This is a genomic window from Brevundimonas sp. UBA7506 (assembly GCF_002479495.1).
GTDB lineage: Bacteria > Pseudomonadota > Alphaproteobacteria > Caulobacterales > Caulobacteraceae > Brevundimonas.
This window is the reverse complement of sequence record NZ_DLNQ01000011.1, coordinates 90,749-116,860: the sequence shown is the minus strand read 5'-3', so window position 1 is coordinate 116,860 and position 26,112 is coordinate 90,749. Positions and strand designations below refer to the sequence as shown.

General features: G+C 68.6%; 24 protein-coding genes. 12 read left to right on the top strand and 12 right to left on the bottom strand.

Annotation, left to right across the window (positions count from 1 at the left end):
- Nucleotides 1–3 precede the first annotated feature (3 nt).
- The 4 genes from murD to B3K53_RS11355 are packed head-to-tail and all read left to right on the top strand — an operon-like array spanning nt 4 to nt 4,938.
- Complete coding sequence (murD, locus tag B3K53_RS11370; protein WP_292084423.1) at nt 4–1,482, top strand: UDP-N-acetylmuramoyl-L-alanine--D-glutamate ligase; 1,479 nt, start codon at nt 4–6, stop codon at nt 1,480–1,482.
- A complete protein-coding gene (locus tag B3K53_RS11365; RefSeq protein ID WP_292084422.1) occupies nt 1,479–2,660 on the top strand; it encodes an FtsW/RodA/SpoVE family cell cycle protein in 1,182 nt (393 codons plus the stop codon). Before murD ends, B3K53_RS11365 begins: the two co-directional genes overlap by 4 nt.
- Before the next feature lie 12 nt (nt 2,661–2,672).
- On the top strand, nt 2,673–3,758 hold the full coding sequence (murG, locus tag B3K53_RS11360; RefSeq protein ID WP_292084421.1) for an undecaprenyldiphospho-muramoylpentapeptide beta-N-acetylglucosaminyltransferase: 1,086 nt from the start codon (nt 2,673–2,675) through the stop codon (nt 3,756–3,758).
- 49 nt (nt 3,759–3,807) lie between these two features.
- The gene (locus B3K53_RS11355) at nt 3,808–4,938 is read left to right on the top strand and encodes a mechanosensitive ion channel family protein (RefSeq protein ID WP_292084420.1); all 1,131 of its coding nucleotides are present in this window, start codon (nt 3,808–3,810) and stop codon (nt 4,936–4,938) included.
- A gap of 122 nt (nt 4,939–5,060) precedes the next feature.
- Here the strand turns inward: B3K53_RS11355 and B3K53_RS11350 are convergent, their stop codons facing one another.
- Nucleotides 5,061–5,516, bottom strand: coding sequence for a hypothetical protein (locus tag B3K53_RS11350; RefSeq protein WP_292084419.1), 456 nt, complete (start codon nt 5,514–5,516; stop codon nt 5,061–5,063).
- 69 nt (nt 5,517–5,585) lie between these two features.
- On the opposite strand from B3K53_RS11350, the gene B3K53_RS11345 reads away from it, so the two are divergent.
- Entirely contained in the window at nt 5,586–6,446 is an 861-nt protein-coding gene (locus B3K53_RS11345; protein WP_292084418.1) for a WecB/TagA/CpsF family glycosyltransferase, read from the top strand.
- Nucleotides 6,447–6,585: 139 nt separating this feature from the next.
- Here the strand turns inward: B3K53_RS11345 and smc are convergent, their stop codons facing one another.
- The 5 genes from smc to B3K53_RS11320 all read right to left on the bottom strand — a co-directional run bounded on the left by smc (nt 6,586) and on the right by B3K53_RS11320 (nt 12,618).
- Complete coding sequence (gene smc, locus B3K53_RS11340) at nt 6,586–10,026, bottom strand: chromosome segregation protein SMC (RefSeq protein ID WP_292084417.1); 3,441 nt, start codon at nt 10,024–10,026, stop codon at nt 6,586–6,588.
- Between the two features lie 10 nt (nt 10,027–10,036).
- A complete protein-coding gene (locus B3K53_RS11335; RefSeq protein ID WP_292084416.1) occupies nt 10,037–10,693 on the bottom strand; it encodes a DsbA family protein in 657 nt (218 codons plus the stop codon).
- Nucleotides 10,690–11,295 carry a DsbA family protein gene (locus B3K53_RS11330; protein ID WP_292084415.1) on the bottom strand — a complete coding sequence of 202 codons (606 nt, stop codon included), beginning with the start codon at nt 11,293–11,295 and terminating at the stop codon, nt 10,690–10,692. Before B3K53_RS11330 ends, B3K53_RS11335 begins: the two co-directional genes overlap by 4 nt.
- A gap of 25 nt (nt 11,296–11,320) precedes the next feature.
- Nucleotides 11,321–11,953 carry a DsbA family protein gene (locus tag B3K53_RS11325; protein ID WP_292084413.1) on the bottom strand — a complete coding sequence of 211 codons (633 nt, stop codon included), beginning with the start codon at nt 11,951–11,953 and terminating at the stop codon, nt 11,321–11,323.
- A 101-nt stretch (nt 11,954–12,054) separates the two neighbouring features.
- A complete protein-coding gene (locus B3K53_RS11320; RefSeq protein WP_292084412.1) occupies nt 12,055–12,618 on the bottom strand; it encodes a DUF721 domain-containing protein in 564 nt (187 codons plus the stop codon).
- A 21-nt stretch (nt 12,619–12,639) separates the two neighbouring features.
- Here B3K53_RS11320 and mutY point away from each other — a divergent pair, with 21 nt between their 5' ends.
- Nucleotides 12,640–13,659: an A/G-specific adenine glycosylase gene (gene mutY, locus B3K53_RS11315; protein WP_292084410.1), complete on the top strand. Its 1,020-nt coding sequence runs from the start codon at nt 12,640–12,642 to the stop codon at nt 13,657–13,659.
- On the opposite strand, the gene B3K53_RS11310 is transcribed toward mutY, so the two are convergent.
- The 3 genes from B3K53_RS11310 to B3K53_RS11300 form a co-directional block, all read right to left on the bottom strand.
- Complete coding sequence (locus B3K53_RS11310) at nt 13,656–15,803, bottom strand: amylo-alpha-1,6-glucosidase (protein ID WP_292084409.1); 2,148 nt, start codon at nt 15,801–15,803, stop codon at nt 13,656–13,658. The two genes, mutY and B3K53_RS11310, sit on opposite strands and share 4 nt — an antisense overlap.
- 80 nt (nt 15,804–15,883) lie before the next feature.
- The gene (locus B3K53_RS11305; protein WP_292084408.1) at nt 15,884–16,996 is read right to left on the bottom strand and encodes a glycosyltransferase family 4 protein; all 1,113 of its coding nucleotides are present in this window, start codon (nt 16,994–16,996) and stop codon (nt 15,884–15,886) included.
- A 109-nt stretch (nt 16,997–17,105) separates the two neighbouring features.
- A complete protein-coding gene (locus B3K53_RS11300; protein WP_292084406.1) occupies nt 17,106–18,185 on the bottom strand; it encodes a site-specific DNA-methyltransferase in 1,080 nt (359 codons plus the stop codon).
- 297 nt (nt 18,186–18,482) lie between these two features.
- Between B3K53_RS11300 and murC the strand changes: the two genes are divergently transcribed.
- Both murC and murB read left to right on the top strand, forming a co-directional pair.
- Nucleotides 18,483–19,928 carry a UDP-N-acetylmuramate--L-alanine ligase gene (gene murC / locus B3K53_RS11295; protein WP_292084402.1) on the top strand — a complete coding sequence of 482 codons (1,446 nt, stop codon included), beginning with the start codon at nt 18,483–18,485 and terminating at the stop codon, nt 19,926–19,928.
- A 153-nt stretch (nt 19,929–20,081) separates the two neighbouring features.
- On the top strand, nt 20,082–20,990 hold the full coding sequence (gene murB, locus B3K53_RS11290) for a UDP-N-acetylmuramate dehydrogenase (protein ID WP_292084511.1): 909 nt from the start codon (nt 20,082–20,084) through the stop codon (nt 20,988–20,990).
- Between the two features lie 36 nt (nt 20,991–21,026).
- Here the strand turns inward: murB and B3K53_RS11285 are convergent, their stop codons facing one another.
- Entirely contained in the window at nt 21,027–22,313 is a 1,287-nt protein-coding gene (locus tag B3K53_RS11285; protein WP_292084401.1) for a lytic murein transglycosylase, read from the bottom strand.
- Nucleotides 22,314–22,680: 367 nt separating this feature from the next.
- Here B3K53_RS11285 and ykgO point away from each other — a divergent pair, with 367 nt between their 5' ends.
- The 3 genes from ykgO to B3K53_RS11270 all read left to right on the top strand — a co-directional run bounded on the left by ykgO (nt 22,681) and on the right by B3K53_RS11270 (nt 23,797).
- Nucleotides 22,681–22,806, top strand: a complete 126-nt coding sequence (gene ykgO, locus B3K53_RS11280) for a type B 50S ribosomal protein L36 (protein WP_006274063.1) — start codon at nt 22,681–22,683, stop codon at nt 22,804–22,806.
- A gap of 221 nt (nt 22,807–23,027) precedes the next feature.
- Nucleotides 23,028–23,306 (top strand): DUF2312 domain-containing protein, encoded by a 279-nt coding sequence (locus tag B3K53_RS11275; protein ID WP_292084400.1) that lies wholly within the window; start codon nt 23,028–23,030, stop codon nt 23,304–23,306.
- A gap of 188 nt (nt 23,307–23,494) precedes the next feature.
- Nucleotides 23,495–23,797, top strand: coding sequence for a hypothetical protein (locus tag B3K53_RS11270; protein WP_292084509.1), 303 nt, complete (start codon nt 23,495–23,497; stop codon nt 23,795–23,797).
- 794 nt (nt 23,798–24,591) lie between these two features.
- On the opposite strand, the gene B3K53_RS11265 is transcribed toward B3K53_RS11270, so the two are convergent.
- Both B3K53_RS11265 and B3K53_RS11260 read right to left on the bottom strand, forming a co-directional pair.
- A complete protein-coding gene (locus B3K53_RS11265) occupies nt 24,592–24,855 on the bottom strand; it encodes a hypothetical protein (protein ID WP_292084399.1) in 264 nt (87 codons plus the stop codon).
- A 107-nt stretch (nt 24,856–24,962) separates the two neighbouring features.
- Nucleotides 24,963–25,151, bottom strand: a complete 189-nt coding sequence (locus B3K53_RS11260; RefSeq protein ID WP_292084398.1) for a hypothetical protein — start codon at nt 25,149–25,151, stop codon at nt 24,963–24,965.
- Between the two features lie 193 nt (nt 25,152–25,344).
- On the opposite strand from B3K53_RS11260, the gene B3K53_RS11255 reads away from it, so the two are divergent.
- Nucleotides 25,345–25,956: a superoxide dismutase gene (locus B3K53_RS11255; RefSeq protein WP_292084397.1), complete on the top strand. Its 612-nt coding sequence runs from the start codon at nt 25,345–25,347 to the stop codon at nt 25,954–25,956.
- The last annotated feature ends 156 nt before the right edge of the window (nt 25,957–26,112 follow it).

Genomic DNA, 26,112 nt, shown 5'->3' with positions numbered 1-26,112 from the left:
CCCATGATCCCGGTTCCCGGTTTCGAGGGGCGTAGCGTCGTGGTTTTCGGCCTTGGCCGGTCCGGGATTACGGCTGCACGCGCGCTTCAGGCCGGCGGCGCCGTCCCGGTCCTTTGGGACGACGGCGTCTCGGGCCGGATGCAGGCCGAGGCCGAGGGCTTCCTCGTCGAGGACCTGACCCGCGCCGACTGGTCGGGCTTCGCCGCCCTGGTCCTGTCGCCGGGCGCGCCCCTGACCCATCCCAAGCCGCACTGGACCGTCGAGCGAGCCCATGCGGCGGGCGTGCCGGTCATCGGCGACGTCGAGCTGTTCGCCCGCGCCCTGGACGCCTTGCCGCAAGACCGGCGCCCCCGCGTCGTCGCCATCACCGGCACCAACGGCAAGTCCACGACCACGGCCCTGATCGGCTGGGTGCTGAAGTCGGCGGGATTGAGCGTCCACATCGGCGGCAATATCGGCATCGGGGTTCTGGCCCTGCCGGCCCCGACGCCCGACGCCGTCTATGTCATCGAGGTCTCGTCCTATCAGCTGGACCTGACCACGACTTTCGCGCCCGACGTGGCCATCCTGACCAACATCAGCCCCGACCATCTGGACCGCCACGGCGGCATGGAAGGCTATGTCGCCGCCAAGCGCCGCATCTTCCAGGCGCAGGGTCCGGAGGCGCTGGCCCTGGTCGGCGTGGACGAAGCCTGGGGGCAGGGGATCGCGACGGACCTGCGCGCGCAGGGGCGGCGCGTCTGCACGGTTTCCACTTCCGCTCATCCCCGCGGAGGCGGGGACCCAGTGAGAGCCGCGTCCACCACGCCGACCGAGTCCTTGCAGACAAAGAACTGGGTCCCCGCCTCCGCGGGGATGAGCGGGATAGAGGCTGCATCCGGCGAACTGACCGCTGACGACGTCATGATTACTGATCTGACGAAGGCCCGCTCTCTGCCCGGTCGCCATAACGCCCAAAACGCCGCCTTCGCCTACGCCGCCGCCCGCGCGCTGGGCGTGTCGCACGAGGCGGCGGTCGAGGGCCTGCTGACCTTCCCTGGTCTGGCGCACCGCATGGAGGCCGTGGGCCGTCTCGGCGACGTCCGCTTCATCAATGACTCCAAGGGCACCAACGCCGACGCCGCGCGTCAGGCCCTGGCCTCCTACCCCTCCGTCTTCTGGATCGCGGGCGGCAAGGCCAAGGAGGGCGGCATCGACAGCTTGCGCGACCTCTTCCGTCATGTGGCCAAGGCCTATCTGATCGGCGAGGCGGCGGACGCCTTCTCCGTCACCCTGGCCGACACGCCGCACGTCGTGGCCCGCACCATGGAGCGCGCGGTCGAACTGGCCGCCGCCGACGCGGCGAAAGCCGGCGGCGAGCAGGTCGTCCTGCTGTCGCCTGCCTGCGCCAGCTTCGACCAGTTCCCTGATTTCGAGGTGCGGGGCGAAGCCTTCCGCGCCGCCGTCCTGGCGCTGGGCGCCAAGCCTGAGCCCGCCGCATGAGCCAGAGCTACAGCCATCCCTTCTCGCGCAACGACCAGAGCCTGATCGCGCGCTGGTTCTGGACCGTGGATCGCGGCCTGCTGGGCGCGGCCCTGACCCTGGTGGCGTTGGGCGTATCGCTCAGCTTCGCCTCCAGCCCCGCCGCCATCCTGGCCGACGAATCCATCACCGATCCCTTCCACTATTCGTGGCGGATGATCGTCTGGGCCAGCATGGGCACGGGCCTGATGCTGACCACCTCCCTGCTGTCGCCGCGCGGGGTGCGGCGGATCGCGGTCCTGGCCCTGTTCGGGGCCATCGTCGTCATGGCGGCCCTGCCCTTCATCGGCGACACGGTGAAGGGCGCGGCGCGCTGGGTGAACCTCGGCCCGTTCAGCCTGCAACCGTCGGAGTTCGCCAAGCCCGGCCTGATCGTCTTCGCCGCCTGGATGTTCGCCGAGGCCCAGAAGGGGCAGGGGGTTCCGGGCGTCAGCATCGCCTTCGGTCTGTGGGCCCTGACCGTCGGCCTGCTGCTGATCCAGCCGGACATCGGCCAGACCCTGCTGATCACCACCACCTTCATGGCCGTCTTCTTCATGGCCGGGGTGCCGCTGAAATGGGTGGCCGTGATCGCCGCCATGGGTGCGGGCGGAGTGGTGTCGCTGTATTTCACCTTCAGCCACATGCGCGACCGCCTCAGCCGCTTCCTGTCGCCCGAGACGACCGACACCCACCAGATCGACCGCGCCTCCGAGGCCATCCGTGCCGGCGGTCTGGTCGGACGCGGCATCGGCGAGGGCGTCATGAAGCGCCGGGTGCCCGACCTGCACACCGACTTCATCTATTCGGTCGGCGCCGAGGAGTTCGGCCTGATCCTGTCGCTGTTCATGATCGGCCTCTACGCCTTCATCGTCATCCGCGGGATGAAGAAGGCGATGAAGCTGAACGACCCGTTCGAGCAGACGGCGGCGGCGGGCCTCTTCATGCTGATCGGGCTTCAGGCCTGCATCAATGTGGCGGTGAACCTGAACCTGATCCCGACCAAGGGCATGACGCTGCCGTTCATCAGCTATGGCGGATCGTCGATGATGGCCATGGGCCTGACCATGGGCTTCGCCCTGGCCCTGACACGCCGTCGTCCGGGGGCCTATGAGCCGGGCTCCAACATCTCCCCGCCGCGCCGTCGCCTGCTGCCGTAAGAGAGTATCCGCATGAACAAGGTCTGCGTCGTCGCCGCCGGGGGCACTGGCGGCCACATGTTCCCCGCCGAGGCCCTGGCCCGCGAACTGGCGTCGCGTGGCTGGCGCGTGGTGCTGGCCACCGATGCGCGCGGCGAGCAGTACGCCCACGCCTTTCCCGCCGAGGAGCGTCTGGCGCTGGACGCCGCCACCGGCAGCGGCCCCATCGGTCTGCTGAAGGCGGGCCTCGCCATCATGCGCGGCGTGGGCCAGGCCAAGTCAGCCTTTGACCGCACCGGCGCCGACGTGGTCGTCGGCTTCGGCGGCTATCCGTCGGCTCCCGCTCTGGTCGCCGCCATCCTGCAGAAGCGTCCGACCCTGATCCACGAACAGAACGCCGTCCTGGGCCGCACCAACCGGATGCTGGCCCCGCGCGTCGGCGCCGTGGCCTCGGCTTTCCCGACGCTGGGCCGCGCGCCCGAGGCGGTGAAGGCTCGCGCCCAGGTCGTCGGCAACCCGGTCCGCCCGGACATCCGCGCCCTGTTCGACCGCGCCTATGTCGCGCCGGAAGGCGACGGCCCCATCCATGTGCTGGTCACCGGCGGCAGTCAGGGCGCCCGCATCCTGTCCGAGACCGCGCCGCGCGCTCTGGCGGCCCTGCCCGAGGCCATCCGCCGCCGCCTGCACGTCCAGCAGCAGTCGCGCCCGGAAACCCTGGAGAGCGCCCGCCAGATCTATCTGGAGGCGGGCATTAACGCCGAGGTCGCCCCCTTCTTCCGCGACATGGCCGAGCGCCTGTCGAAGGCCCATCTGGTCATCGGCCGCGCCGGGGCCTCGACCTGTTCGGAGCTGGCGGTGGCGGCCCTGCCGTCGGTGTTGATCCCGCTCAAGATCGCCATGGACGACCACCAGACCCTGAACGCCCGCGCCCTGTCCGAGGCCGGCGCCGCCCGCGTCATCGCCGAGGACGATGTGACGGTCGACAGCCTGACCGCCGTTCTGAGCGAAGTCCTGTCGGACCCGGCCGGGCTGGCCGCCATGTCCGCCGCCGCCCGCTCGGTCGCCATCCCCGACGCCGCCGCCCGCCTGGCTGATCTGGTCGAAGCGGCGGCGCGCTGAAGCGCCGCACGGCCTTGGGTCGGGCGGCGAAGCTGGCTAGGCTGCGCCCATGCCCCAGTTCGTCGTCGACCTGACCAACAACGTCTTCGCCCTGTGGAACCAGTTCCACTGGCTGCCTGAATGGGCCGTGGTGACCATCATCACCGTCGTCTTCGTCTTCATCGGCTGGGCGGCCAATCAGGTGGTCTTCGCCCTGTTGAAGCTGGCGGTGCGCAACCGCGACGTCTTCTGGAAGGGGATGCTGGGCCGCGCCCGGCTCAAGGTCCGCATCGCCGTCATGATCATCGCCCTGGCCCTGGCGGTGACGGTCTCGCCGCTGGACCCCGAGCCGTCGCTGCTGATCCGGCGCACCCTGCTGTTCGGCTTCATCCTGGTGTGCGGGTGGATGATCGCCGGGGCCGTGGACATGGGGGCCGTCGTCCACCTGAAGAAGTTCAACATGGACACGGAGGACAACCTCCTGGCCCGCAAGCACGTCACCCAGACGCGCATCCTGCAGCGGGTGGCGGCCATCCTTATTGGACTGATCACCCTGGGGCTGGCGCTGATGACCATTCCGGGCGTGCGCCAGTGGGGGCTGTCCCTGCTGGCCTCGGCAGGGGTGGTGGGCATCGTCGCCGGTCTGGCGCTGCAACCCTTCCTGACCAATTTGATCGCCGGCATCCAGATCGCCACGGCCCAGCCCATCCGCCTGGACGACGCCGTCATCGTCGAGGGCGAGTGGGGCCGGGTCGAGGAGATCACCTCGACCTATGTCGTGGTCAAGCTGTGGGACTGGCGGCGCATGGTCCTGCCGCTGACCTATTTCATCCAGAAGCCGTTCCAGAACTGGACCCGCGACGACAGCCGCCTGATCGGCGTGGCCTTCCTCTATGTGGACTACGAGGCGCCGATCGACCGGCTGCGGGTCAAGCTGGAATCCATCGCCCACGCCTCGCCCCTGTGGGACGGCGACGTGGTGGCCTTGCAGGTCACCGACATCACCGACCGCGTGGCCCAGGTCCGCTGCCTGACCAGCGCCAGGAACGCCTCGGTCGCCTTCGATCTGCGCTGCGAAGTGCGCGAGAAGATGCTGGCCTTCATGCGGGACGAATGCCCGCAGGCCCTGCCGAGGGATCGGGTGGACCTGGATCGTAACGGTCGCGGAATTCTCCCTCCCCTTCATGGGGAGGGTGGCTGACGCGCAGCGTCAGACGGGTGGGGGCGCTCGGCAATTCAGCCGCTGGCCCCTTTATCGCCAAGCCCTCCCCACCCGGTCGCTGCGCGACCACCCTCCCCATGAAAGGGGAGGGAGAAGGGCTGTTAGTCCTTCATCCGCTCGCGCCCCATGCGCACGGCGTCGGCCGTGCTGAGCGCATCCGCCGTCCGCGGCTCGCGACTGCAAGCCACCGTCGCCAGTTCCGCCGCGTCCCCGCCGGGCGCGATGGCGAAAGGCGGAGCGTTCTCCGGCGTGATGGGCCCTTCGATCCCGTCGGCTCTCAATGACGCGAAGTCGAGCCGATCCGCCGTCTGGCCGGCGCAGTCGAACCGCCACCACGACCAGCCGCCGGCATAGGCGACGCCGCCGATCACCATGTCCTCCTCGCTGACCTGCAGGGACCGCATCCGCACCCCTTCGCCGTCGGGCGTGGTCGAGGCGGCGTCGGCGAAGATGGCGAACCGTCCCACGCCGGTCAGGACCATCGCGTGATCCTGGGCCGTCGCGCTGGTCGCGGACAGGGCGACGGCGGCCGTCAGGAGCGTCAGGGCTCGCGTCATCGTGGCATCCTGTGTTTGTTAACCGCATCCGCAAACCACGTGTTGAGACGCCGCGTCTATAGCCAAGCCATGTATCAGGAACCGCTCGGAGTCGACGCCGCCCTCGCCCCGCCCGACCGGCGGGCGCGTGAGCGTCGTCCGTTCCGGCAGAAACGCCGCCCCGAAGAGCGCGTCCGCATTCTGGGCGAGATGGTCGACCTGATGCGGCCCGAGGAGGTGCTGCTGCACGTCGAGCGCTGCATCGAGACGGGCCAGCGCAGCATCATCGCCAACCACAACCTGCACAGCCTCTACCTTCTGCCGCGTACGGCGGGCATGCGGCGGCTCTATGATCTGGCCGATGTGGTCGAGCTGGATTCCACCCCCCTGATCCACTTCACGCGGCTGCTGGGCCTGCACAGCCGGCCCTTCCATCGCTGCACCTATCTGGACTGGCGCGACCAGTTCTGGAGCATGGCGAACCGTCAGGGCTGGCGCGTCCTCTATGTCGGCGGCGCAAACGGTGTGGCGACCACGGCGGCGGAGCGTCTGGGCGCGCGCTATCCCGGCGCCGCTATCAAGGGTCTGTCGGGCTATTTCGACGCCACGCCGGGATCGGCCGGCAATACCGCCGTCCTTGCCGCCGTGCGTGACTTCCAACCCAACGTCCTCTTCGTCGGCATGGGCATGCCGCGTCAGGAGTTGTGGATCGCTGACAACATCGAGGCCATGCCCGAGGCCGTCATCCTGCCGGTCGGCGCGGCTTTTGACTATGAGGCGGGCGTCCAGAAGGCGGCGCCCCGCTGGATGGGGCGGCTTGGCGTTGAATGGCTGTTCCGTCTGTTCGCCGACCCGAAACGCCTCTTCACCCGCTACTGCGTCGAGCCCTGGTTCCTGATCGGCCCGGCCCTGGGGGACGTGCGAGCCGCGATGCGGCGCAAGCCGCGCTGACCCTCTTTCCTCCCCACTCTGTGGGGAGGGGGACCGCGTAGCAGTGGAGGGGCGATGCGCCAGGCTCAACCGAGCCCCTCCGTCTCGTCGGCTTCGCCGCCGATCCACCTCCCCATGAAATGGGGAGGAGAAACCCGTTCTACGCCGCCACGATCTGCTCGGCCTGTTTCAGGTTGACGCTGACCAGCTGGCTCATGCCGCGTTCCGGCATGGTGACGCCATACAGGCGATCCATCCGGCTCATGGTCACGGGATTGTGGGTGATGACGATGAAGCGGGTGTCGGTGCGCGACCGCATTTCGTGCAGCATCCGGCAGAAGCGGTCGACGTTGGCATCGTCCAGCGGCGCGTCCACCTCGTCCAGCACGCAGACGGGCGCCGGGTTGGCCAGGAAGACGCCGAAGATCAGGGCCGCCGCCGTCAGGGCCTGTTCGCCGCCCGACATCAGGCTCATGACCGACAGGCGCTTGCCGGGCGGGCAGGCGTAGATCTCAAGGCCCGCTTCCAGGGGATCGTCGCTCTCGACCAGCTTCAGCTCCGCCTGACCACCGCCGAACAGGGCCTCGAACAGGGCCTTGAAGTTGGCGTTGATGACGTCGAAGGCCGCCACCAGCCGCTCGCGGCCCTCGGCGTTCAGTTCGTCGATGCCGTCGCGCAGCTTGGCGATCGCCTGGGTCAGGTCGATGCGTTCGGACTTCATGGCGCCCAGACGCTCGCCGTATTCGGCGGCCTCTTCCTCGGCGCGCAGGTTGACGGCGCCCAGGGCCTCGCGCTCGCGCTCCAGCCCGGTCAGCAGGCTTTCGGCGCCGGCCGTGTCCGGCGGGCGGGCGATGGCGTCGTCGATCAGCTTCTGGCCCAGTTCGTCCGGCGACATCTGCGCCGTTTCGCGGACATTGGCCTCGGCCTCGGCCAGACGCTCGGTCGCGGCCTCGGCGCGGGCGGCCAGACCGGCGCGGGCTTCGCGCGCGGCCCCGGCGGCGGCCTCGGCGGCGCGGCTGGCGCGGTCGCTCTCGCCCGCCGTGCCCTCGGCCAGGGACAGGGCCTCGGCGGCGGCGCTCTTGCGCGTCTCGGCGGCGATCAGAGCGTCCATCAGGGCGCCGCGCTGTTCGGCGAAGCCCTGCGGCGCGATCTCGGCCTGCTTGAGCAGGGCGGCGGTCTTGTCGGCGTCCTTGCCGAGGGCGGCGACGCGGGCGGCGCTTTCCTTCGAGCGCCCGGCCCAGCCCTCATGAGCACGGGTCAGGCTGCCCAGCCGCTGCTCGCGTCCGGCGCGATCGCGGGCCTCTTCGTCGCGGGTCGAGCGGGCGGTCTGGGCGGCTTGCCGGGCCGCATCGGCGGCGACGCGGGCGGCGGCCAGCTCGTCACGCAGACCGGCGATGGTCTCGGACGGGGCCTCGACCGACTGCGCGGCCTCCAGCGCCGTCTTGGCCTCGGCCACCTCGCTGTCCAGCCGAGCGACGGTCTCGTCCAGCGCCTGGGCCCGGGCCTCGCGCCGGGTCTGGTCACGCATCAGGCTTTCGACCCGGTCGCGCGCGGCGACCACGGCCTTGTCGGCGGCGAAGGGTTTGAGGCGGGCGGTCTTCACCGCCTCCTCGGCGGCGCGGAAGGCCTCGGTCGCCGTCTTCTGGGCCGTCTGTGCGGCCTCCAGCGCGGGCTTGCCGGTGTCGATCTCGGCTTCCAGCTCGGCCAGACGCGTGCGCTGGGCCAGACGCACGGCGGCGGGACGCGGGGCCTCGGCCCGGCTGACGAAGCCGTCCCAGCGATAAAGGTCGCCTTCCACCGTCACCAGGCGTGCGCCGGTCGGCAGGGCCTTGGCCAGAAGCGGCGCATCGGCTTGGCGGGCGACGACGCACAGGGCCAGGCGCGCGGCCAGTTCTGCGGGGGCGGTCACATGGGCGGCCAGCGGCGTCACGCCCTCGGGCCAGACGGGCGAGGGCGCATCGGCGCCCGCCCAATGGGCGGCGGCGCGGGCGTCCAGCGCGGCGTCCAGATCGTCGCCGAGGGCCGCGGCCAGAGCGGCCTCATACCCCTTGGCCGCCGACACCTTGTCCAGGGCGGGCGGGTGATCGCGTTTGCCGGTCACCAGCAGTTGCGCCAGTCCCCGCGCCTCGGTCTGCAACCGGCCCAGCCGGTCCTCGGCGGCGCGGGCATGGGTGCGGGCCTCGGCCTCGACGCGGGCCAGATCGCCGCGCGCGACCTCGGCGGCCTCGACGGCTTCGCGGGCGGCGATCAGCTCGGCCTGGGCCGTTTCCAGCGCCGTGCGGGCGACGGCCAGTTCCGGCGTCTCAAGCGGACCCAGCGCCTCGCGGTCGCGCTTGGCCTGTTCGAACTGGCCGACGACGCGGGCCAGACGGGCCTCGGCGTCGCGTTTTCGGGCGCTCTCGGCGTTGGCGCGGGCCTCGACGGCGGCCAGGGTCCCGGCCAGACGCTCGACCTCGGCGTCGGCGGCCTTGCGCGCGTCCTCGGCGGCCAGCAGGGCCTTTTCCAGCTCCGGCCCGCGCTCGGGCGCGGCGGCGATCTCGGCTTTCAGCCTGGTCAGCTCGTGGTCCAGCCGGTCCAGTTCGCGTTTCGCGTCGGCGGCCATCCGTTCTTCGCGCTCGACGTCGGCGTTGATGCGGGCCGCCTCGGCCTTCAGGCGCTCGACCTCGGCGCGGGCGGCCTGTTCGGCCATGTCGAGGCGATCGCGTTCCAGCGTGGCCCGGTGCAGCAGGGCGCCGGCCACGGCGTCTTCCTCGCGCGCGGGCTTCATCGCCTCCTGCGCCTTCAGGGCGTCGGCCTCGGCCTTGGTCGCGGCGGCGCTGGCCTCGGCCACGGCGCGGTCGGCGTCGCGCAGTTCCTGGGCCGCGACCTCGGCGGCCGCCTTGGCGTCGTTCCAGCGCACATAGAGCAGGGCGGCCTGCAGGGCGCGGATCTCGGCCGAAATCTTCTTGTACTTCTCAGCCTGACGCGCCTCGCGCTTCAGCCGGTTCAGCGCCGTTTCCAGCTCGCGTCCGATGTCGTCCAGCCGGTCCAGATTGGTCTCGGCGGCCTTGAGGCGCAGTTCGGCCTCGTGACGGCGGGTGTGCAGGCCGGCCACGCCGCCGGCCTCTTCCAGAATCCGGCGTCGGTTCTGCGGCTTGGCGGCGATCAGTTCCGAAATCTGGCCCTGACGCACCAGGGCCGGGCTGTTCGCCCCGGTCGAGGCGTCGGCGAACAGCAGTTGGATGTCGCGGGCGCGGACCTCCTTGCCGTTGATGCGATAGGTCGAGCCCTGGCCCCGGTCGATGCGGCGGGAGACCTCCAGCACCGGGCTGTCGGTGAAGGGCTGGGGCGCGCGCTTCTGGGCGTTGTCGATGGTCAGGACGACTTCGGCGTGGCTTCGCGGCGGACGGCCCGCGGCGCCGGCGAAGATGACGTCGTCCATGCCCTGGCCGCGCATGGCCTTGGCCGAGTTGGCGCCCATGACCCAGCGCAGGCTTTCCAACACATTGGACTTGCCGCAGCCGTTCGGCCCGACCACTCCGGTCAGGCCGGACTCGATTTGAACTTCCGCCGCGTCGACGAAGGATTTGAAGCCGACGAGCTTCAGTCTCTGGAACTGCATCGGCGGGGGCTTAGCGCCCCTTGAGCAGCGGGTCTATGGCTGCCGACAGGGTTTCCAGAGAATGGTCCAGGGTGCGACGGCCGTTGACGAAGAAGGTCGGGGTGCCGTCGACCCCGGCGGCTACGGCGGCCTCGATATCGCGTTCCAGCGCCTGGCCCGTCGCGGGATCAGCCAGGCAGGCTTCGACCTGGGCCTGGGTGCGGCCGCTGACGCCGATGGCGCCTATGTACCATTGCCGGGCGTTGCCGCTGGCGAAGGCGGTGGCCTGACCGGCCATGAAGTGATGGGCCACGTCAAAGAACTTGTCGGGCGCGGCGCAGCGGCCGATGGCGGCGGCGGTGGCGGCGATCTGGGCCGGCTGGGTCGGCATGTCGCGGAACACCAGCTTGACCTTGCCGGTGTCGATATAGCGGGCCTTGAAGGTCGGCAGGACCTCGTTGGTCCAGTCGGCGCAGTGGCTGCAGGTGAAGGAGGCGTACTCGATCACGGTCACCGGGGCGTCGGCGCGGCCCAGGACGCGGTCGGCGGCGGTCACGGCCGGCACGGCGGCGACGGTCGTCGTCGCGGTCGCGGCGGTGGGCGAAGCTTCGGCGGCGAAGACGGGCAGGGCCGCCAGTGTCAGAGCCGCCGTCAGGGGCAGGGTGCGCCACAGGGTCTTCATGGTCATTTCGCGCTCAAAAGGGGATCAATCCGTTGCGACAGGCCGTCCAGCGAGCGATCAGCCACGACCTCGCCATTGATCATGAAGGTCGGCGTGCCGGTCACGCCCGCGTCCTGGGCCGCCTTGATGCGTTTTTCCATCCCCGCGACGCCAGCCGGATCGGCCACACAGGTCTGGAACTGGGCTTCGCTCAGTCCCGCGTCGCGCGCGGTGCGCAGCAGGATGTCGCGCGGCGGTGTGCCGGAATGAAGTTCGGGCAGGGACCGCATGATCTGGTCGATGACGTGGAAGTATTTGTCTTCGCCCGCGCAGCGCGCCAGCAGGAAACCGGCGACGGCCACGTCCTGAGGCGGGGTGGGGAACTCGCGGAAGACGTAACGCACCTTGCCGGTGTCCACATACCTGGCCTTGAACTGGGGCCAGACCTGTTCGTTCCAGGCGGCGCAGCCGGAGCAGGTGACGGAGGCGTATTCGACCACCGTCACCTTGGCGCCCTCGGGCGCGCCCAGAGCCATGTCGCCCTCGGCGGGGGGCGCGTCCTTGCCGCTACAGGCCGTCAGCGCCAGCGCGACGCCAAGGCTCGCGGCCCCGACCAGCTTCTTCAGCATGTCCACGCCCCCCGGTTGGTTGAAGTTATTTCTTGGCCAGTTCCGCGTCGATGGCTTCCGACAGGCCCGACAGGCTGCTGTCCAGAACCTTGGTGCCGTTGACCAGGAAGGTCGGCGTGCCGGTCACGCCGGCGTCGATGCCGGCCTTGATGCGGTTGCTCATCTCTTCGATGGCGGCCTTGTCGCTGATGCAGGCCTCGGTCTGTTCCTGGCTCAGGCCGGCGGCTGCGGCGGCGCGGAACAGGGTGGTGCGCGGGGCCACGCCCGCCATCCATTCCTTCTGGCTGGCCATGATGTCGTGGACGACGTCGAAATACTTGTCCGGGCCGGCGCAGCGCGCGATCAGGAAGCCGGCGACGGCGATGTCCTGCGGCGGGGTCGGGAACTCGCGGAAGACGTAGCGCACCTTCTTGGTGTCCACGTATTTCGTCTTGAATTCGGGCCAGACTTCCTCGTTCCAGACGGCGCAGTGACCACAGGTGACCGAGGCGTATTCCACGACCGTGACCTTGGCGTCTTCGCCCGCGCCCATGCCCATGTCGCCCTGTGCGGCGCCGCCGGTTTTGGCGGTGCAGCCGGCGACCGTGGCCATGGCGGCCAGGGCGGCGGCGGTCAGGGCCGCGCGGCGGCTCATCGATGCGTAACGGAACGTAGCCATGGGTCGTCCTTGAACGAGAGTGTGACTCAAAAAGGATGGCGCGATTCCCTGGGACGCGCGCGATCAGCTCAATTGTCGAGAACAGGTGCGGCGAAGGTTTGTCAACGGCGCTCGTTTTCCGGCGGCTGCGACAGCACGGCGCGACCCAGCTTGCGCAGGGCGGCTTTCAGGCTGTCGGGGGCGTCCTCGACAGAGTTGGCCAACTCGGCTTCGACCGAGGCGGGCAGGGGCGGCAGCACCGCCTTGCCGCGCGCGCGGGGCTTGGCACCGGCGACGGGCAGGGGCTTCACCGGGCCTTGGGTTATGCGGACTTTGCCTATGGTTTTCGGACCCAGAGCCAGGTTCACCCGTTCGACGATACCCTTTTCCTCATAGGGGATGAGGAACGCGACTGCGCTGGCGACTCTCAGTTCGAGAATGCCTGGGGTGTCGCCTCGCGCCTTGATCAGTTTTATTGGGAGGGTGGCGCCGACTAGGCGTTCGCCGACGATCTCAAACCAGTTTCTTTCCAGTGCGCTGACGCCGCGCCCGAACTGGGCGTCCAGCTTCTTGATCAGCGGGGCCAGCGACCGACCCGCCGGGGGCGGCGGGCGCAGTTGCGGCCGCGTCCGGCGCCTCGTCAGGATTTCGCGGGCTTCGCTTTCGGTGGGCAGAGGACGACGCATTCGTCCTATATAGCTCGGCCCATGCTCGACGTCTCTTCCCTCCGCGCCGCCCTGCTTGACTGGTACGACGCCCATGCGCGGACCCTGCCGTGGCGCGCGCCGCCGGGGGCGAAGACGCGCACGGACCCTTACCGTGTCTGGCTGTCCGAGGTCATGCTGCAGCAGACGACGGTGCCGCACGCCGCCCCCTATTTCGAGCGCTTCACCACGCGCTGGCCGACGGTCGGCGATCTGGCGGCGGTGGAGGACGGCGACCTGATGGCCGCCTGGGCCGGGCTGGGCTACTACGCCCGCGCCCGCAACCTGCTGGCCTCCGCCCGCGCCGTGGCCCGCGATCACGGCGGCGTCTTTCCCGACAATGAGGCGGCCCTGCTGGCCCTGCCGGGTGTGGGCGCATATACCGCCGCCGCCGTGGCCGCCATCGCCTTTGACCGACCCGCCAACGTCGTCGACGGCAATGTCGAGCGGGTCATGAGCCGCCTGTTCGCGGTTGAGACGCCTCTGCCCGGCGCCCGACCCGAGCTGAAGCGACTGGCCGCCCTCTTCGTCAGCGACGAACGCCCCGGCGACTGGCCGCAGGCCCTGATGGACCTCGGCTCGGGCGTCTGTCGGCCCAAGTGGCCGTCGTGCGAGCTCTGTCCACTGGCCTTCGGCTGCGAGGGGCTGAAGACCGGCGACCCGGCGCGCTATCCGCTGAAAACGAAGAAGGCCGAGCGCCCGCATCGTCTCGGTCACGCCTTTGTCCTGCGCGACGCGGCGGGGCGGATCGGTCTGGTGCGTCGTCCCGACAAGGGCCTGCTGGGCGGGATGGTCGGCCTGCCGACCTCCGACTGGAGCGCCGCGCCCGCCTTTGATCCGCCCGCCGCCGCCGACTGGGCCCAGGCCGGGGCCGTCGAGCACGTCTTCACCCACTTCAGCCTGACCCTGACCGTCCATGTCGGCGCAGGCGAGGGGGACTTCGTCTGGACCCCTGCGGACGACGCCCTGGCGGCCCTGCCGACCGTCTTCCGCAAGGCGCTGGAGCGCGGCCTGGCGGCCTAGCCGGTCACCCGCAGGTTGACGATGCCGCTGCGTTCGCGCGGCATGACCACGACCTGACCGTCCAGCCGCTGGAAGTGCAGGTCGATGACCCCGTCGCCGACCCTGAGCCGCGTCACCGACAGCCGATCCACCCCCGGCGGCAGGGTCGGGTCGGCGATCTCGACCAGTTGCTCGGGCGCGTCGATCGACAGGCCCAGCGCCGCCTGCAGCATCAGGAAGACCGAACCCGCCGCCCAGGCCTGCGGCAGGCAGGCGACCGGATAGGCGATCGGAGGCTCGCCCGTTTCGCGGATGAAGCCGCAGAACAGCTCGGGCAGGCGCAGCTGGAAATGGGCCGCCGCGCCATAGATCTCGCCCAGCAGCATGGCCACCGCGCGCCGTTCGCCGTAGCGGGCCATGCCGGCCGCCGCCATGGCCGTGTCGTGCGGCCAAACCGAACCGTTGTGGTAGCTCATCGGATTGAAGCGGGCCTGCCCCTTGGCCAGGGTCCGCAGGCCCCAACCGGAACGGAACTCGGCCGTCAGCATCCTTCGCGTCACCAGACGGGCGCGCTCGGGCGAGGGCAGGCCGCTGAACAGCAGGTGCCCGGCGTTGGAGCCGACGGCCTGCATCTGCTTGCCGTCGCCGTCCAGGGCCACGGCGTAGAACTGTTGGTCCTCCATCCAGAACCGGTCCTCGACCAGGGACCGCACGGTTTCAGCCTGCGCCCGCCACTGGCTGGCCCGTTCGTCGCCCATCTGCACGCCCATCTCGGCCAGGGCCATCCAGGCGGCGAAGGCGTAGCCCTGCACCTCCAGCAGGGCGACCGGCCCCTTAGGAAAGCGGCCGTCGCTGTCGAAGATGGAATCCTCCGAGTCCTTCCAGCCCTGATTGGACAGGCCGGTCTCGGCGGCGCGGGCGTAGTCGATCAGGCCGTCGCCGTTGCTGTCGCCGTAGTCGCTCATCCAGCCCGCCGCCGCGATCAGGTTGGGCCACAGGGCGCGGATGGTCTCCATGTCCCCGGTGCGCCTGGCGTAGGCGCCGGCCAGGGCGATGAACAGGCAGGTGGTGTCGACCCCGCCGTAGTAGAGGCTGAACGGCACCTCGCCGAGGGCGCTCATCTCGCCGCCGCGCGTCTCGTGCATGATCTTGCCGGGGGCGGAGTCCTTGAAGGCGTCCACCTCGGTCGCCTGCCGCGCCGCCAGATAGGTCAGCACCCCGCGCGCCAGACTGGGGTCCACCCACAGCATCTGCCAGGCGGTGATGATGCCGTCGCGTCCGAACGGGGTCGAGAACCACGGCACCCCGGCATAGGGATAGGGGCCGGTCGGCAGGTCGGTGGTCAGCAGGGCGACATCGGTGCGCGACTGGGTCAGCCAGTCGTTGATGCGCGGATCGCGCGGCGCGGCCACCCCGGCCCCGCGCCGCATCCGTCGACGCATGGCCAGCCGGGCCTGGATGGAGTTCCAGCGCCAGCGCTCCTGATCCGGGGCGTCGCAGACGTCGATGCCGCATTCGATGTAGAGGTCCAGCCGCCTGCCCTTGGGCAGGCTGAACATGAACTCCGCCCGGTTGGCGCTGAGGCGCGCGGGCGGTTCGGAAAAGGCCAGACAGCTGGTTCGGGTCACGCCGTCCAACCCGGTGTAGCCGAAGGTGACGCGCCGTCCGTCCATGATCGGGGCGTGGACCTCGCCGCGCCTCAGGCGGGGCGTGCCGCGCACCTGAAAGATGTCGGCGAAATCGGCGCCGAACTCGAACGACAGCGGCAGCAGGATGTCCTCGACGCCGTGGTTGACCATCCGCACCCGCTCGAACAGACGCTTGTCCCAGAGGAAGCGCCGCCGCTCCAGATGCAGCACGCCTGCCGGGGCCGAGCGTCCCCCCATCGGCGGCAGGGGGCGGTTGGTCGAATGGCAGGTGAAGAAAACGTTGTCCTCGGTCACGCCAGAGCTGAGCCGCGACGGCCGCGCCCGCCCCACCGTCAGGACGAAATGCGACAGCAGCCGCGTGTCCCGGTCGAACAGGCCGTCGGCGCCGCTTTTGACGTCGCCCCAGTGGTCCGCCACCAGAAAGGTGTCGGCGTCCTTCAGCGCCATCAGGGTCTCGAGACCGTCCTGATCGCTGTTGTCGGCGGCCGTGGTCTGGACCGAATAGGCGTCGTCCATCGTCTGCCTCGCTGCTGCGCGAAAGTCGCTCAGGCGCCCCTCAGGGAAATGGCCGAAGCGGTGAAGGGTTCAGCCGGAACTCAGCCTATGGCCGCGAAGCTGCGATCTTCGTTGGCGACCCGCGACGCCCGGCCGCCGTCCAGAACATGGGCCGCGAACGGACGGCGGGCCAGCAGGTCGCCGTAGACGTCGAGATAGCGCCGGGCCATGGCCGTGGCCGAGAAGCGCAGGTCGAAGCGCGCCCGGATGGCCTCGCGGTCCAGACGGTGCGCCTGTCCGGCGGCGGCCATGGCCTGATCCATGGTGTCGACCAGAAAGCCGGTGGCGCCGTCTTCGATGATCTCGGGCGTCGAGCCGCAGCGGAAGGCCACGACCGGCGTTCCGCAGGCCAGGGCCTCGATCATCACCAGACCGAAGGGCTCGGGCCAGTCTATGGGAAACAGCAGGGCCTCGGCCCCGCCGAGGAAGGCCGATTTCCGGTCGTCGCCGATCTCGCCGACGAACTCGATCAGGGGATTGCCCTCGACCAGGGGCCGGATGACCGTCTCCCAATAGGTCTTGTCCGCCGCATCCACCTTGGCCGCCATCTTCAGCGGCTTGCCCAGACGCGTGGCGATCTCGATGGCGCGGTCGGGGCGTTTCTCGGGCGAGATGCGGCCGAGGAAGGCAAGGTACCCCTGTGACTTCGGCGAGAAGCGATAGAGATCGCCCGGCATGCCGTGATGCACCGTCGCCTTCCAGTTGGCGGCGGGCAGGGGGCGGCGCTGATCGTCGGAGATGGAGACCAGGCCGAACTGCGGCCAGCGCTCATAGACCTCCGGCAGGTCCTTCAGGTCCAGCCGACCGTGCAGGGTGGTGACGGTCTTGTCCGCCAACCCCTGAAAGAAGGGGAAGTGGGCCATGTCGGTATGAAAATGGATCACGTCGAAGTCGTCGGCGCGATCCAGCACCTCGGCCAACATGGTCATGTGGGCGGCCAGGTCGGATTTCAGCGGCTCCGGGTCCAGCCGGATGGCCTGATCGCGCACCGGGATCAGCCGGGCCCGTGTCTCGGCCTCGGCGCTGGCGAACAGGGTGACCTCGTGGCCCAGTTCGACCAGGGCGTCGGTCAGATGGGCGACGACCCGCTCGGTGCCGCCATAAAGGCGCGGCGGCACCGCCTCATAGAGGGGCGTGACCTGGGCAATTTTCATAGACCGACTCCCGCGCCCCCGCTGGCGCACTGGAATCGTCAACACGGGTCAACGACCGGGGTTCCAGCTTGGCTGAAACGATAGTCGCAAGCTTTACGCTAGCTTGCGCCTACTGCATCCCGGCGCGGATCTCGGCGCGCAGGGCGTCGATGGGGCGCAGGCCCGTGTCGGTCTTGAAGCGCCAGTAGGTCCAGCCGTTACAGGCCGGCGCGTTTTCCAGCAGGGCGCCCAGCTTGTGAATCGAGCCGGTCATGGAGCCGGAGACCAGCGAACCGTCGGCGCGCACGCGGGCCTCATGGTCGCCCTTGGGGCAGTAGAGCTTGTCGCCGGGGGCCAGCAGGCCGGCTTCCACCAGGGCGCCGAACGGCACCTTGGGCTCGGCCTTCTTGGAGCCGGTGACGACCAGGTCCTCGGGGGCGGCGGGGATGACCGCCTTGATGCGCTTCTCGGCCAGCCTGGCGTAGGTCTCGTCGCGTTCGATGCCGATGAAGTGGCGGCCCAGGCGCTTGGCCGCGGCGCCCGTCGTGCCGGTGCCGAAGAAGGGGTCCAGCACCACGTCGCCGACGCGGCTGGCCGACAGCAGCACCCGGTGCAGCAGGGCCTCGGGCTTCTGGGTCGGATGGGCCTTGTCGCCGTTGTCGTCCTTCAGCCGCTCGTTGCCGGTGCACAGGGCCAGGGTCCAGTCCGAGCGCATCTGGGTGTCTTCGTTGAAGGCCTTCAGCGCGTCGTAGTTGAAGGTGTAGCGCTTCTGCTCGCGCGACTTGGCGGCCCAGATCAGGGTCTCGTGGGCGTTGGTGAAGCGCGTGCCCTTGAAGTTCGGCATCGGGTTCGACTTCCGCCAGATGATGTCGTTCAGCACCCAGAAGCCCAGGTCCTGCATCGCCGAACCGAGCCGGAAGATGTTGTGATAGCTGCCGATGACCCAGAGGCTGCCCTCGTCCTTCAGCACGCGGCGGCACTCGGTCAGCCAAGCGCGGGTGAAGGCGTCATAGGCGGCGAAGCTGTCGAACTTGTCCCAGTCGTCATCGACCGCATCGACCTTGGAATTGTCGGGCCGCAGCAGGTCGCCGCCCAGTTGCAGATTATAGGGCGGGTCGGCGAAGACCATGTCCACCGACTTGTCCGGCAGGCCCTTTAGCACCTCGATGCAGTCGCCACGCAGGATGACGTCGGTCTTCAACTCGGACATGGAAAAGCGGCCCCGGACAGATGAGGGGCTTATGGTGAATCCTTACGGTTAAGGCGGAGTAACCAAACTTAAGATCCCGACAGATCGAGAGAATCCTTCGCCCCGGCTCGCCACCCCAAACCCCGCTCATCCCGGCGAAGGCCGGGATCCAGATTGTAAGGCGCACCGGTCGCCCGAGCTGACGCAGTCGCGCCGCAGGAGGCACGCGCCCAGTCATATGATCTGGGTCCCGGCCTTCGCCGGGATGAGCGACGAAGAGTGGTGCACAATCGACCGTGCCTGAGCTATGAGGCGAGGATGATCGCACGCCTTCGCCCCGTTCCGTTCGCCCTCGGGCCTGTCCACTTCGTCGGCATCGGCGGCATCGGCATGAGCGGCATCGCCGAGATCATGCTGAAGATCGGCTATCAGGTGTCCGGTTCGGACGCCAAGGCCAGCGCCAACACCGAGCGGCTCGAGAAGCTGGGCGCCCGCATCTATATCGGCCACGACGCCGCCCACGTGACCGAGGGCGTCTCGGCTGTGGTCTATTCCACGGCGGTCAAGGCGACCAACCCGGAACTGGTCGTGGCGCGAGAGCGCCGCATTCCCCTGGTGCGTCGCGCCGAGATGCTGGCCGAGCTGATGCGTCTGCAATTCTCGGTCGGCGTCGGCGGCACCCACGGCAAGACGACGACGACCTCCATGGTCGCGGCCCTGCTGGACGCGGGCTCGCTGGATCCCACGGTGGTCAACGGCGGCATCATCAACGCCTACGGCACCAACGCCAAGGTGGGCGAGGGCGACTGGATCGTGGTCGAGGCCGACGAGAGCGACGGCTCCTTCCTGCGCCTGAAGTGCACGGTCGCCGTCATCACCAATATCGACCCGGAACACCTGGACCACTACGGCGACTTCGATGCGGTCAAGAAGGCCTTCTGTGACTTCATCGAGGACATTCCCTTCTACGGTTTCGGCGTGGTCTGCCTGGACCATCCCGAGGTGCAGAAGCTGGCGGCCCAGATCGATAACCGTCGTCTGGTCACCTACGGCTTGAACCCCCAGGCCATGGTCCGCGCCGAGAACGTGCAGATGTCGCCCGACGGTTCGCGCTTCGACGTGGTCGTGCAGGGGCAGGGTCTGGCCGCGCTGGACGAACCGATGCGGATCGAGGGCCTCTATCTGCCGATGGCCGGCTGGCACAATGTCTCCAACTCCCTGGCCGCCATCGCCGTGGCGCGTGAGCTGGGCGTGGACGACGACTCCATTCGTCAGGGCCTGGCCGGCTTCGGCGGGGTCAAGCGCCGCTTCACCACCACGGGCGTGGTCGGCGGCGTGCGCGTCATCGACGACTACGGCCACCACCCGGTCGAGATCGCCGCCGTGCTCAAGGCCGCCCGTCAGGTGGTCCAGTCGGCCGACAATCCGGGCCGCGTCATCGCCGTGGTCCAGCCGCACCGCTACACCCGCCTGCGCGACCTGATGCAGGACTTCTCGACCTGCTTCGCCGACGCCGACAGCGTTCTGGTCGCCGACGTCTATCCGGCCGGCGAGCAGCCGATCGAGGGGGTCGACAAGCACGCCCTGGCCGAAGGCATCCGCCGCTACGGTCACCGCAATGTCGCCGCTCTGGAAAACGCCGCCGTCCTGCCGCGCGTCATCAAGGACGAGGCGAAGCCGGGCGATCTGGTCGTCCTGCTGGGCGCCGGCGACATCACCAGCTGGGCCTACGCCCTGCCGGCGCAACTCGAAGCCCTCGGCTGAGGCTTTCCACCATCCGCTCATCCCCGCGGAGGCGGGGACCCAGTGCTTTGGCCTCAAGCCACGACGCTCAGGGTCTTGCGCGGAAATGCTCAACCGGGCATCGCAGTAGCTCTTACTGGGTCCCCGCCTCCGCGGGGATGAGCGGAAATAATGATGTCCTGGCGCGATAATCTTCCCACCGTGCGCGGCAAGCTGCTGCTGAACGAGCCGCTGGGGCCCTACACCTGGTTCCGCGTCGGCGGAGCGGCGGACGCCCTGTTCATTCCGGCGGACGCCGAGGATCTGGCTGACTTCCTCAAGGCCCTGCCCGAAACCGTGCCCGTCACCATCATCGGCGTCGGCTCCAACCTGATCGTCCGCGACGGCGGGGTCGAGGGCGTGGTGATCCGTCTGGCCGGACGGGCCTTCGCCGCCATCACGACCGACGGCGCTGCCATTACGGCGGGCGCGGGCGCGCTGGACTCCATGGTGGCCAAGGCCTCGGCCAAGGCGGGCATCGCCGGGCTGGAGTTCTACGCCGGCATCCCCGGCACCATCGGCGGCGCCCTGACCATGAACGCGGGCTGCTATGGATCGGAGACGAAGGACGTCTTGGTCTCGGCCTGGGGGCTGACCCGTCAGGGCGAGCGGATCGAGCTGGCCCTGGCCGACTTCGGCTACACCTACCGCCACTCCAACGCCCCGGCGGGCGTCATCTGGATGGAGGCCACCTATCGCGGCACAGCGGACGCGCCTGAGGCCGTCGCGGCCCGCATCAACGAAATCACCAGCCGCCGCGAAACGACCCAGCCGATCCGTGAAAAGACCGGCGGCTCAACCTTCAAGAACCCCGAAGGTCATTCCTCATGGAAGCTGGTCGACGAGGCCGGCTGGCGCGGCAAGCTGCACGCTGAAACCGGCGGCGGCGCCAAGTTCAGCGAGCTGCACTCCAACTTCATGATCAACCCGGGCGAAGCCACCGCCGCCGACATCGAAGGCCTGGGCGAAGCCGTCCGCGCGGACGTCCTGAAAAAGACCGGCGTGCAGCTGGACTGGGAAATCAAGCGCATCGGCCGGAAGTAAGGTGACGTCCTCGCCCTGCCCGGGTTGTGAGGCGGACTACCGCGCCCGCCGGATCAGCTCGTCCGCCAGCACGTCGGTCAGATAGCCGTCCGCTGTCCGTCCGTTGGCCTGCTGCCAGCGGCGCAGGGCGGCGCGGGTGTTCGAACCGATGACGCCGTCCACCCCTTGCGTGTCGAAGCCCATGCGCGTCAGGGCCGTCTGGGCGCCGACGCGCTGTTCGCGGGTCAGGGGTCCGTCGTTGGGCCAGGTCGCGGTCAGGGCGGGCTTGCCGGCCACCCCGTCGGCGATCAGACCTATGGCGAGGGCATAGCTGACCGAGTTGTTGTAGCGCCGGATCACATAGTGGTTGGGCAGGGCCAGGAAGACCGGCCCCTTGGCGCCCTGCGGCAGCAGGATGGTTGCGCCCTCGGCCGCCTCGGCGGCGTTCAGGGTCGCGCCGTTGGCCAGACGCACGCCGCGCGCCGACCAGAAGGCCCAGTCGTGCTTGGGCCCTTCTGCCTGGCTGTAGTCGAAGCCGGCGGGCAGGATGACCTCATAGGCCCAGCCCTGACCGCGCTTCCATCCGGCCTGGGCCAGCAGGTTGGCGGCCGAGGCCAGGGCGTCGGCGTCCGAGCCCCAGATGTCGACCTTGCCGTCGCCGTTCTGATCGACGCCCAGCTTCAGATAGCTGTCGGGCATGAACTGGGTCTGGCCCATGGCGCCGGCCCAACTGCCCTTGAGGCCGCTGCGGGCGCGCTTGCCGTCCACCACGATGTCGAGGGCGTTCTTCAGCTGGTCTTCGGCCCAGGCGCGGCGGCGGCCGTCATAGGCGAGCGTGGCGAGGGAGCGGATGACGTCGAAGTCACCCTGAACCTGGCCGAAGGCGCTCTCCTGCGCCCAGACGCCCAGCAGGATCTCGGTCGGCACGCCGTATTTCTGGGTCACCTCCCAGGGCACGCGATCGACGCGCTGGCGGGCCATGGCGATTCGGGCCGGGGCGGTGGCGCTCTGGATATAGGCGCCGGCGGGGCGCGAGAACTCGGGCTGGTTGCGGTCCAGCCGGATGACGCTGGCGTTAGGCGTGACGCCGTTCAGCTCGCGCGAATATTCCCACTTCCGCGATCCGCCGAGGCGGTCGAGGAAGCTCTGCTTCCAGGACTCGAAGCTGGCCTGATCATAGGCGTCCGACAGGTCGACGGCGGCGGGCGGCGGCGGCGGCGCGGGCGTTGCGGGCGCGGGCTCCACGACGGCGGGCGGTGCGGGCTGCGGTTGAGGCGGCGTCGGCACCATGGGCGCGCAGGCCGCAACGGATCCAATCAGGGCAAGACGATAGGCGATACGCATGACCACAGGCTAACGCCCCCGAATTCCACGACCAATCACAAGCGCGCGAAGCCAAAAGGGGTTTCCGTGAAAAGGGTTAAGTCGTCGCTAACCCTTTGCGAAAGTCGCGCCTTAACGAACTGCGTTTTACATTTCGGCTCCCCTGGACACGGCCTGGTGGCGGAGGGGCGACGCGCCGGACGTGCATGTCCGGAGACCCTCCGTTCAACTCGGAGGCCAGGCCTCCAGCGGAATCCCCGCGCGGAATGTTGACGAAAGGCCGGGGCCTCTCTATACGCACCGCTCCGCCGCAAGGTCCTGCTCGCAGGGTTTCGCGCATTTGTTTTTGACCGCCCTCACGGGCCTCCAATCTTCGGGACGTCCGACCATGAAGGTCCGCAGCTCGCTCAAGTCGCTCAAGGGTCGCCACCGCGACTGCAAGATCGTTCGCCGCAAGGGCGTGGTCTATGTGATCAACAAGACCGACCCGCGCTTCAAGGCCAAGCAAGGCTAAGAACCGCGTCGGCGCCTGCAACGGCGCCGCGGTTACGATATTCAAAGGCTGCAGGCTTCGCCTGCAGCCTTTTTCGTGTCCGGCGTCAGGCCTCGGAATCGGACGCGATTCGCGCCAGAGGCCCCTTCGGGCGATTCCCTTCTTGCCCTCGCGCCCCCCGGTCTGCTTGAGAGTGATCTCAAGGTCGCCCGCCGGCCAATTCAAGTTTCGGAGCTTTCCTCATGGCCGACGACGCCCCCGCCTTTGACGCCGCCTCGGACGTCCTGACCGCCACGGCCCAGGGCCGTCTGCGCTCGATCATCGAACGCCTGGAGCGCCTCGAAGAGGACAAGCAGGCCGTCATGGTCGACATGAAGGAGGTCTTCGCCGAGGCCAAGGGCGAGGGCTACGACGTCAAGACGCTGCGCAAGGTCATCCGCATCCGCAAGCAGGACAAGGCCAAGCGCCAGGAGGAAGAGGCGATTCTGGACCTCTACCTGTCGGCTCTCGGCGAGGTCTGAGGGAGGCGGGCCTGAAGCGCACGCCCTTCAAGCCCCCCAGCGACCGCCCTTCGCGCTCCAGCAGCCTGAAGGGCGACGACGCGTCCAGGCTGCGGTCGAGCGGCTTCAAGAGCAGCCCGAACGGCGATAGCGCCCTCAAGACGCGCTCAAGTAGTCCGAAGGACGGTAGCGCCCCTAAAAAGAAGACGCTGCTGTCTCCTTGGGAGCAACAGCGTGAGGCGGCGAAGCGCTCGGCGCTCAACGCCCTGAAACGCGCCCGCCGCTCGGCCGAGAAGGCGGGCGTTTCGCTGTCCGAATGGGAGGGCGAGTTCCTCGATTCTGTCGGCGAGCGAATCGAAACTCACGGCCGCGCCTTCGCCGACCCCGATAAGGGCGCTCCGGGGCAGGCCTTTTCGACCATGCAGACCCGCAAGCTCAAGGAAATCACCGCCAAGGCCAAAGGCGAGGAAACCCGCCCCTGGATGCGCAAGGTGAAGAAGGCGGAGGAATAAGGAACCGCTCTCGCCGCCCCCTTCCGTCATTCCGGGGCGCGCAGCGAACCCGGAGCCCAGGCGACTGCTATTTTCTCCGTCCATGCCAATGCACTTGGCGCCTGGACCCCGGATCGCCCCTCCAGGCCGTCCGGGGTGACGGCGAAAGGACGGCAGTCCGCTTTCGACCCATTGCAGACATCCATAAGCGTAACCACACTCCAGGAACAGCTTGGGGGTTCGGATGGGACAGGGGTGGCGATCAGCACGGAAGGGCTTCTTACTTTGTAGCCTGTCCATTTTTGGACTTTACTTGGTGATGCACTTTGGTGCGTATGCTTTGATTGGAAACGGGGATGGGTATGCTCAATGGGCCGCTCGCAGCATCGCCGAGTTGCTATTAGTAATAGCGTCGATCTATTGGGCCGTTGCCGCGTGCGTACGTTCTTGGCCATGCCGTAAGTCGCGGCTGGTGCACGCGCTTGCAGTATTGGGTGTCCTCTGCATCCTGCTTGTGGGTGCAAACCCTTACTTCGGTTGGGCTGACACGTATTGTGACGTTCTTCCATTTCCCCATCAAGGGTTTCAGCTCTTAAAGATAAAGAAATGCCCTAGCAGTTATATATTTTTTACGACATTATTCGATGCGGGATTGTTTCTCATATTGGCAAGTCTCGTCGTGAGAGTTGCTTGCCGGTCTAAATTACCTTCATCAGACCCTTCATGACCGCTTCCCACCCGTTGCGGACATTCGACCCCGCCGCTTTCGACGCTCAGGCCTCTCAAGGGGCAAGCACTGGCTGTGGGCTGAAAGCCTAGGCGTCGCCGCCTGTCTGGATTCGCTCGACCGTCGTGGTGGTTTCGCCATTGGGCCGGGTGGTCGTCGTCGTGGTTGTCGTGGCGGTTCGCTCCCACAGGGTGCAGTCCATCGACGAGCCGCCGCCGGGTTGCGAGGTGATCCGGCATTGGGCCTTGGCGGCGTCCGCTGACCGCACCGTCTCTGCCGGACCGGCGGCGCAGGCGGACAGGGTCAGCCCGGTCGCCAGCACGGCGGCCGTAATGGCGCAAGACTTCAGCATGGCGATGCTCCTCACCACTCCCGTTCTCGCCAGTTTGTCTGAAGGACTGCGCTGCGCAAGAGCCAGCCGTTCTTGTATCCTGCCCTGTCTTGAGCAGGAGCGGCCGCCTACACTCTCACGTCAAAATGGCGCGGTTCGCCGTCGCGCCGTTCGCGGGCGGCGTCGTGCAGGGTGTCGGCCAGGTCAAGCAGGTGGTGACGGCGCAGGCGGGGAACGATCTCCAGCAGTTGCAGCCGCAGGGTTTCCGCCTCGGCGTCGGTCAGGGGAGCCGGCCGGCGGAGTGATCTGACGGGCATGGCGATCCTCCTTTCGGGAGGGGGCTGAGGGCGCTGAAATCACCTTGGCGAAACGGACATTTCGCCCGTCCGGTTCCCAATCGGCCCTTGCCGAGCGGAAAATCTGAACAAACTCGGCGGTAAAGGCTTGGGTATGCAGCGCGCGGCCCTAGATAGGGGCCGGAAGAATCAAAACCGCCGAGAGGAACCTCCCATGGCCTTCGTCCTGCCCCCGCTGCCCTACGCCCATGACGCGCTGGAGCCCGTCATCGACAAGGAGACGATGGGCTTCCACTACGACAAGCACCATCAGACCTACGTCGACAACCTGAACAAGGCCGTGGCCGCCGCCGGCGTCGAAGGCCAGTCATTCGACGAGCTGTTCGCCAAGATGTCGACCCTGCCGGTCGCGGTGCGCAACAACGCCGGCGGCGTGTGGAACCACACCTTCTTCTGGGAAGGCCTGGCCCCCGTCGGCACGGGCGGCGCGCCCTCGGCTGAACTGGCCGCCGCCATCGACGCCGACCTGGGCGGCATGGACGCCTTCAAGGAGGCCTTCAACGCGGCGGGTCTGGGCCGCTTCGGTTCGGGCTGGGCCTGGCTGATCGTGCAGGACGGCAAGCTGAAGATCATCTCGACGCCGAACCAGGACAACTCCCTGATGGACTTCGCCGAGGAGAAGGGCGCGCCCCTGCTCGTCGCCGACGTCTGGGAGCACGCCTACTACCTGAAGTATCAGAACCGTCGCGCCGAGTTCCTGGCCGCCTTCTGGTCCATCGTGAACTGGAACAAGGTCAACGAGCTGTACGCCGCCGCCAAGGGCTGAAACGCCCGTCTGGCTTGACTCTGGGAGGGCGGGCCTTCATAAGCCCGCCCTTCTCGCATCGGGTTTCGGCCCGAGGCGCGAACTGACTACGGACGATGCGTGGACCGCCGTTGAGATCGCCGCTCCAATCGGGGAGGGGCCGGGCCGCATCAGCAT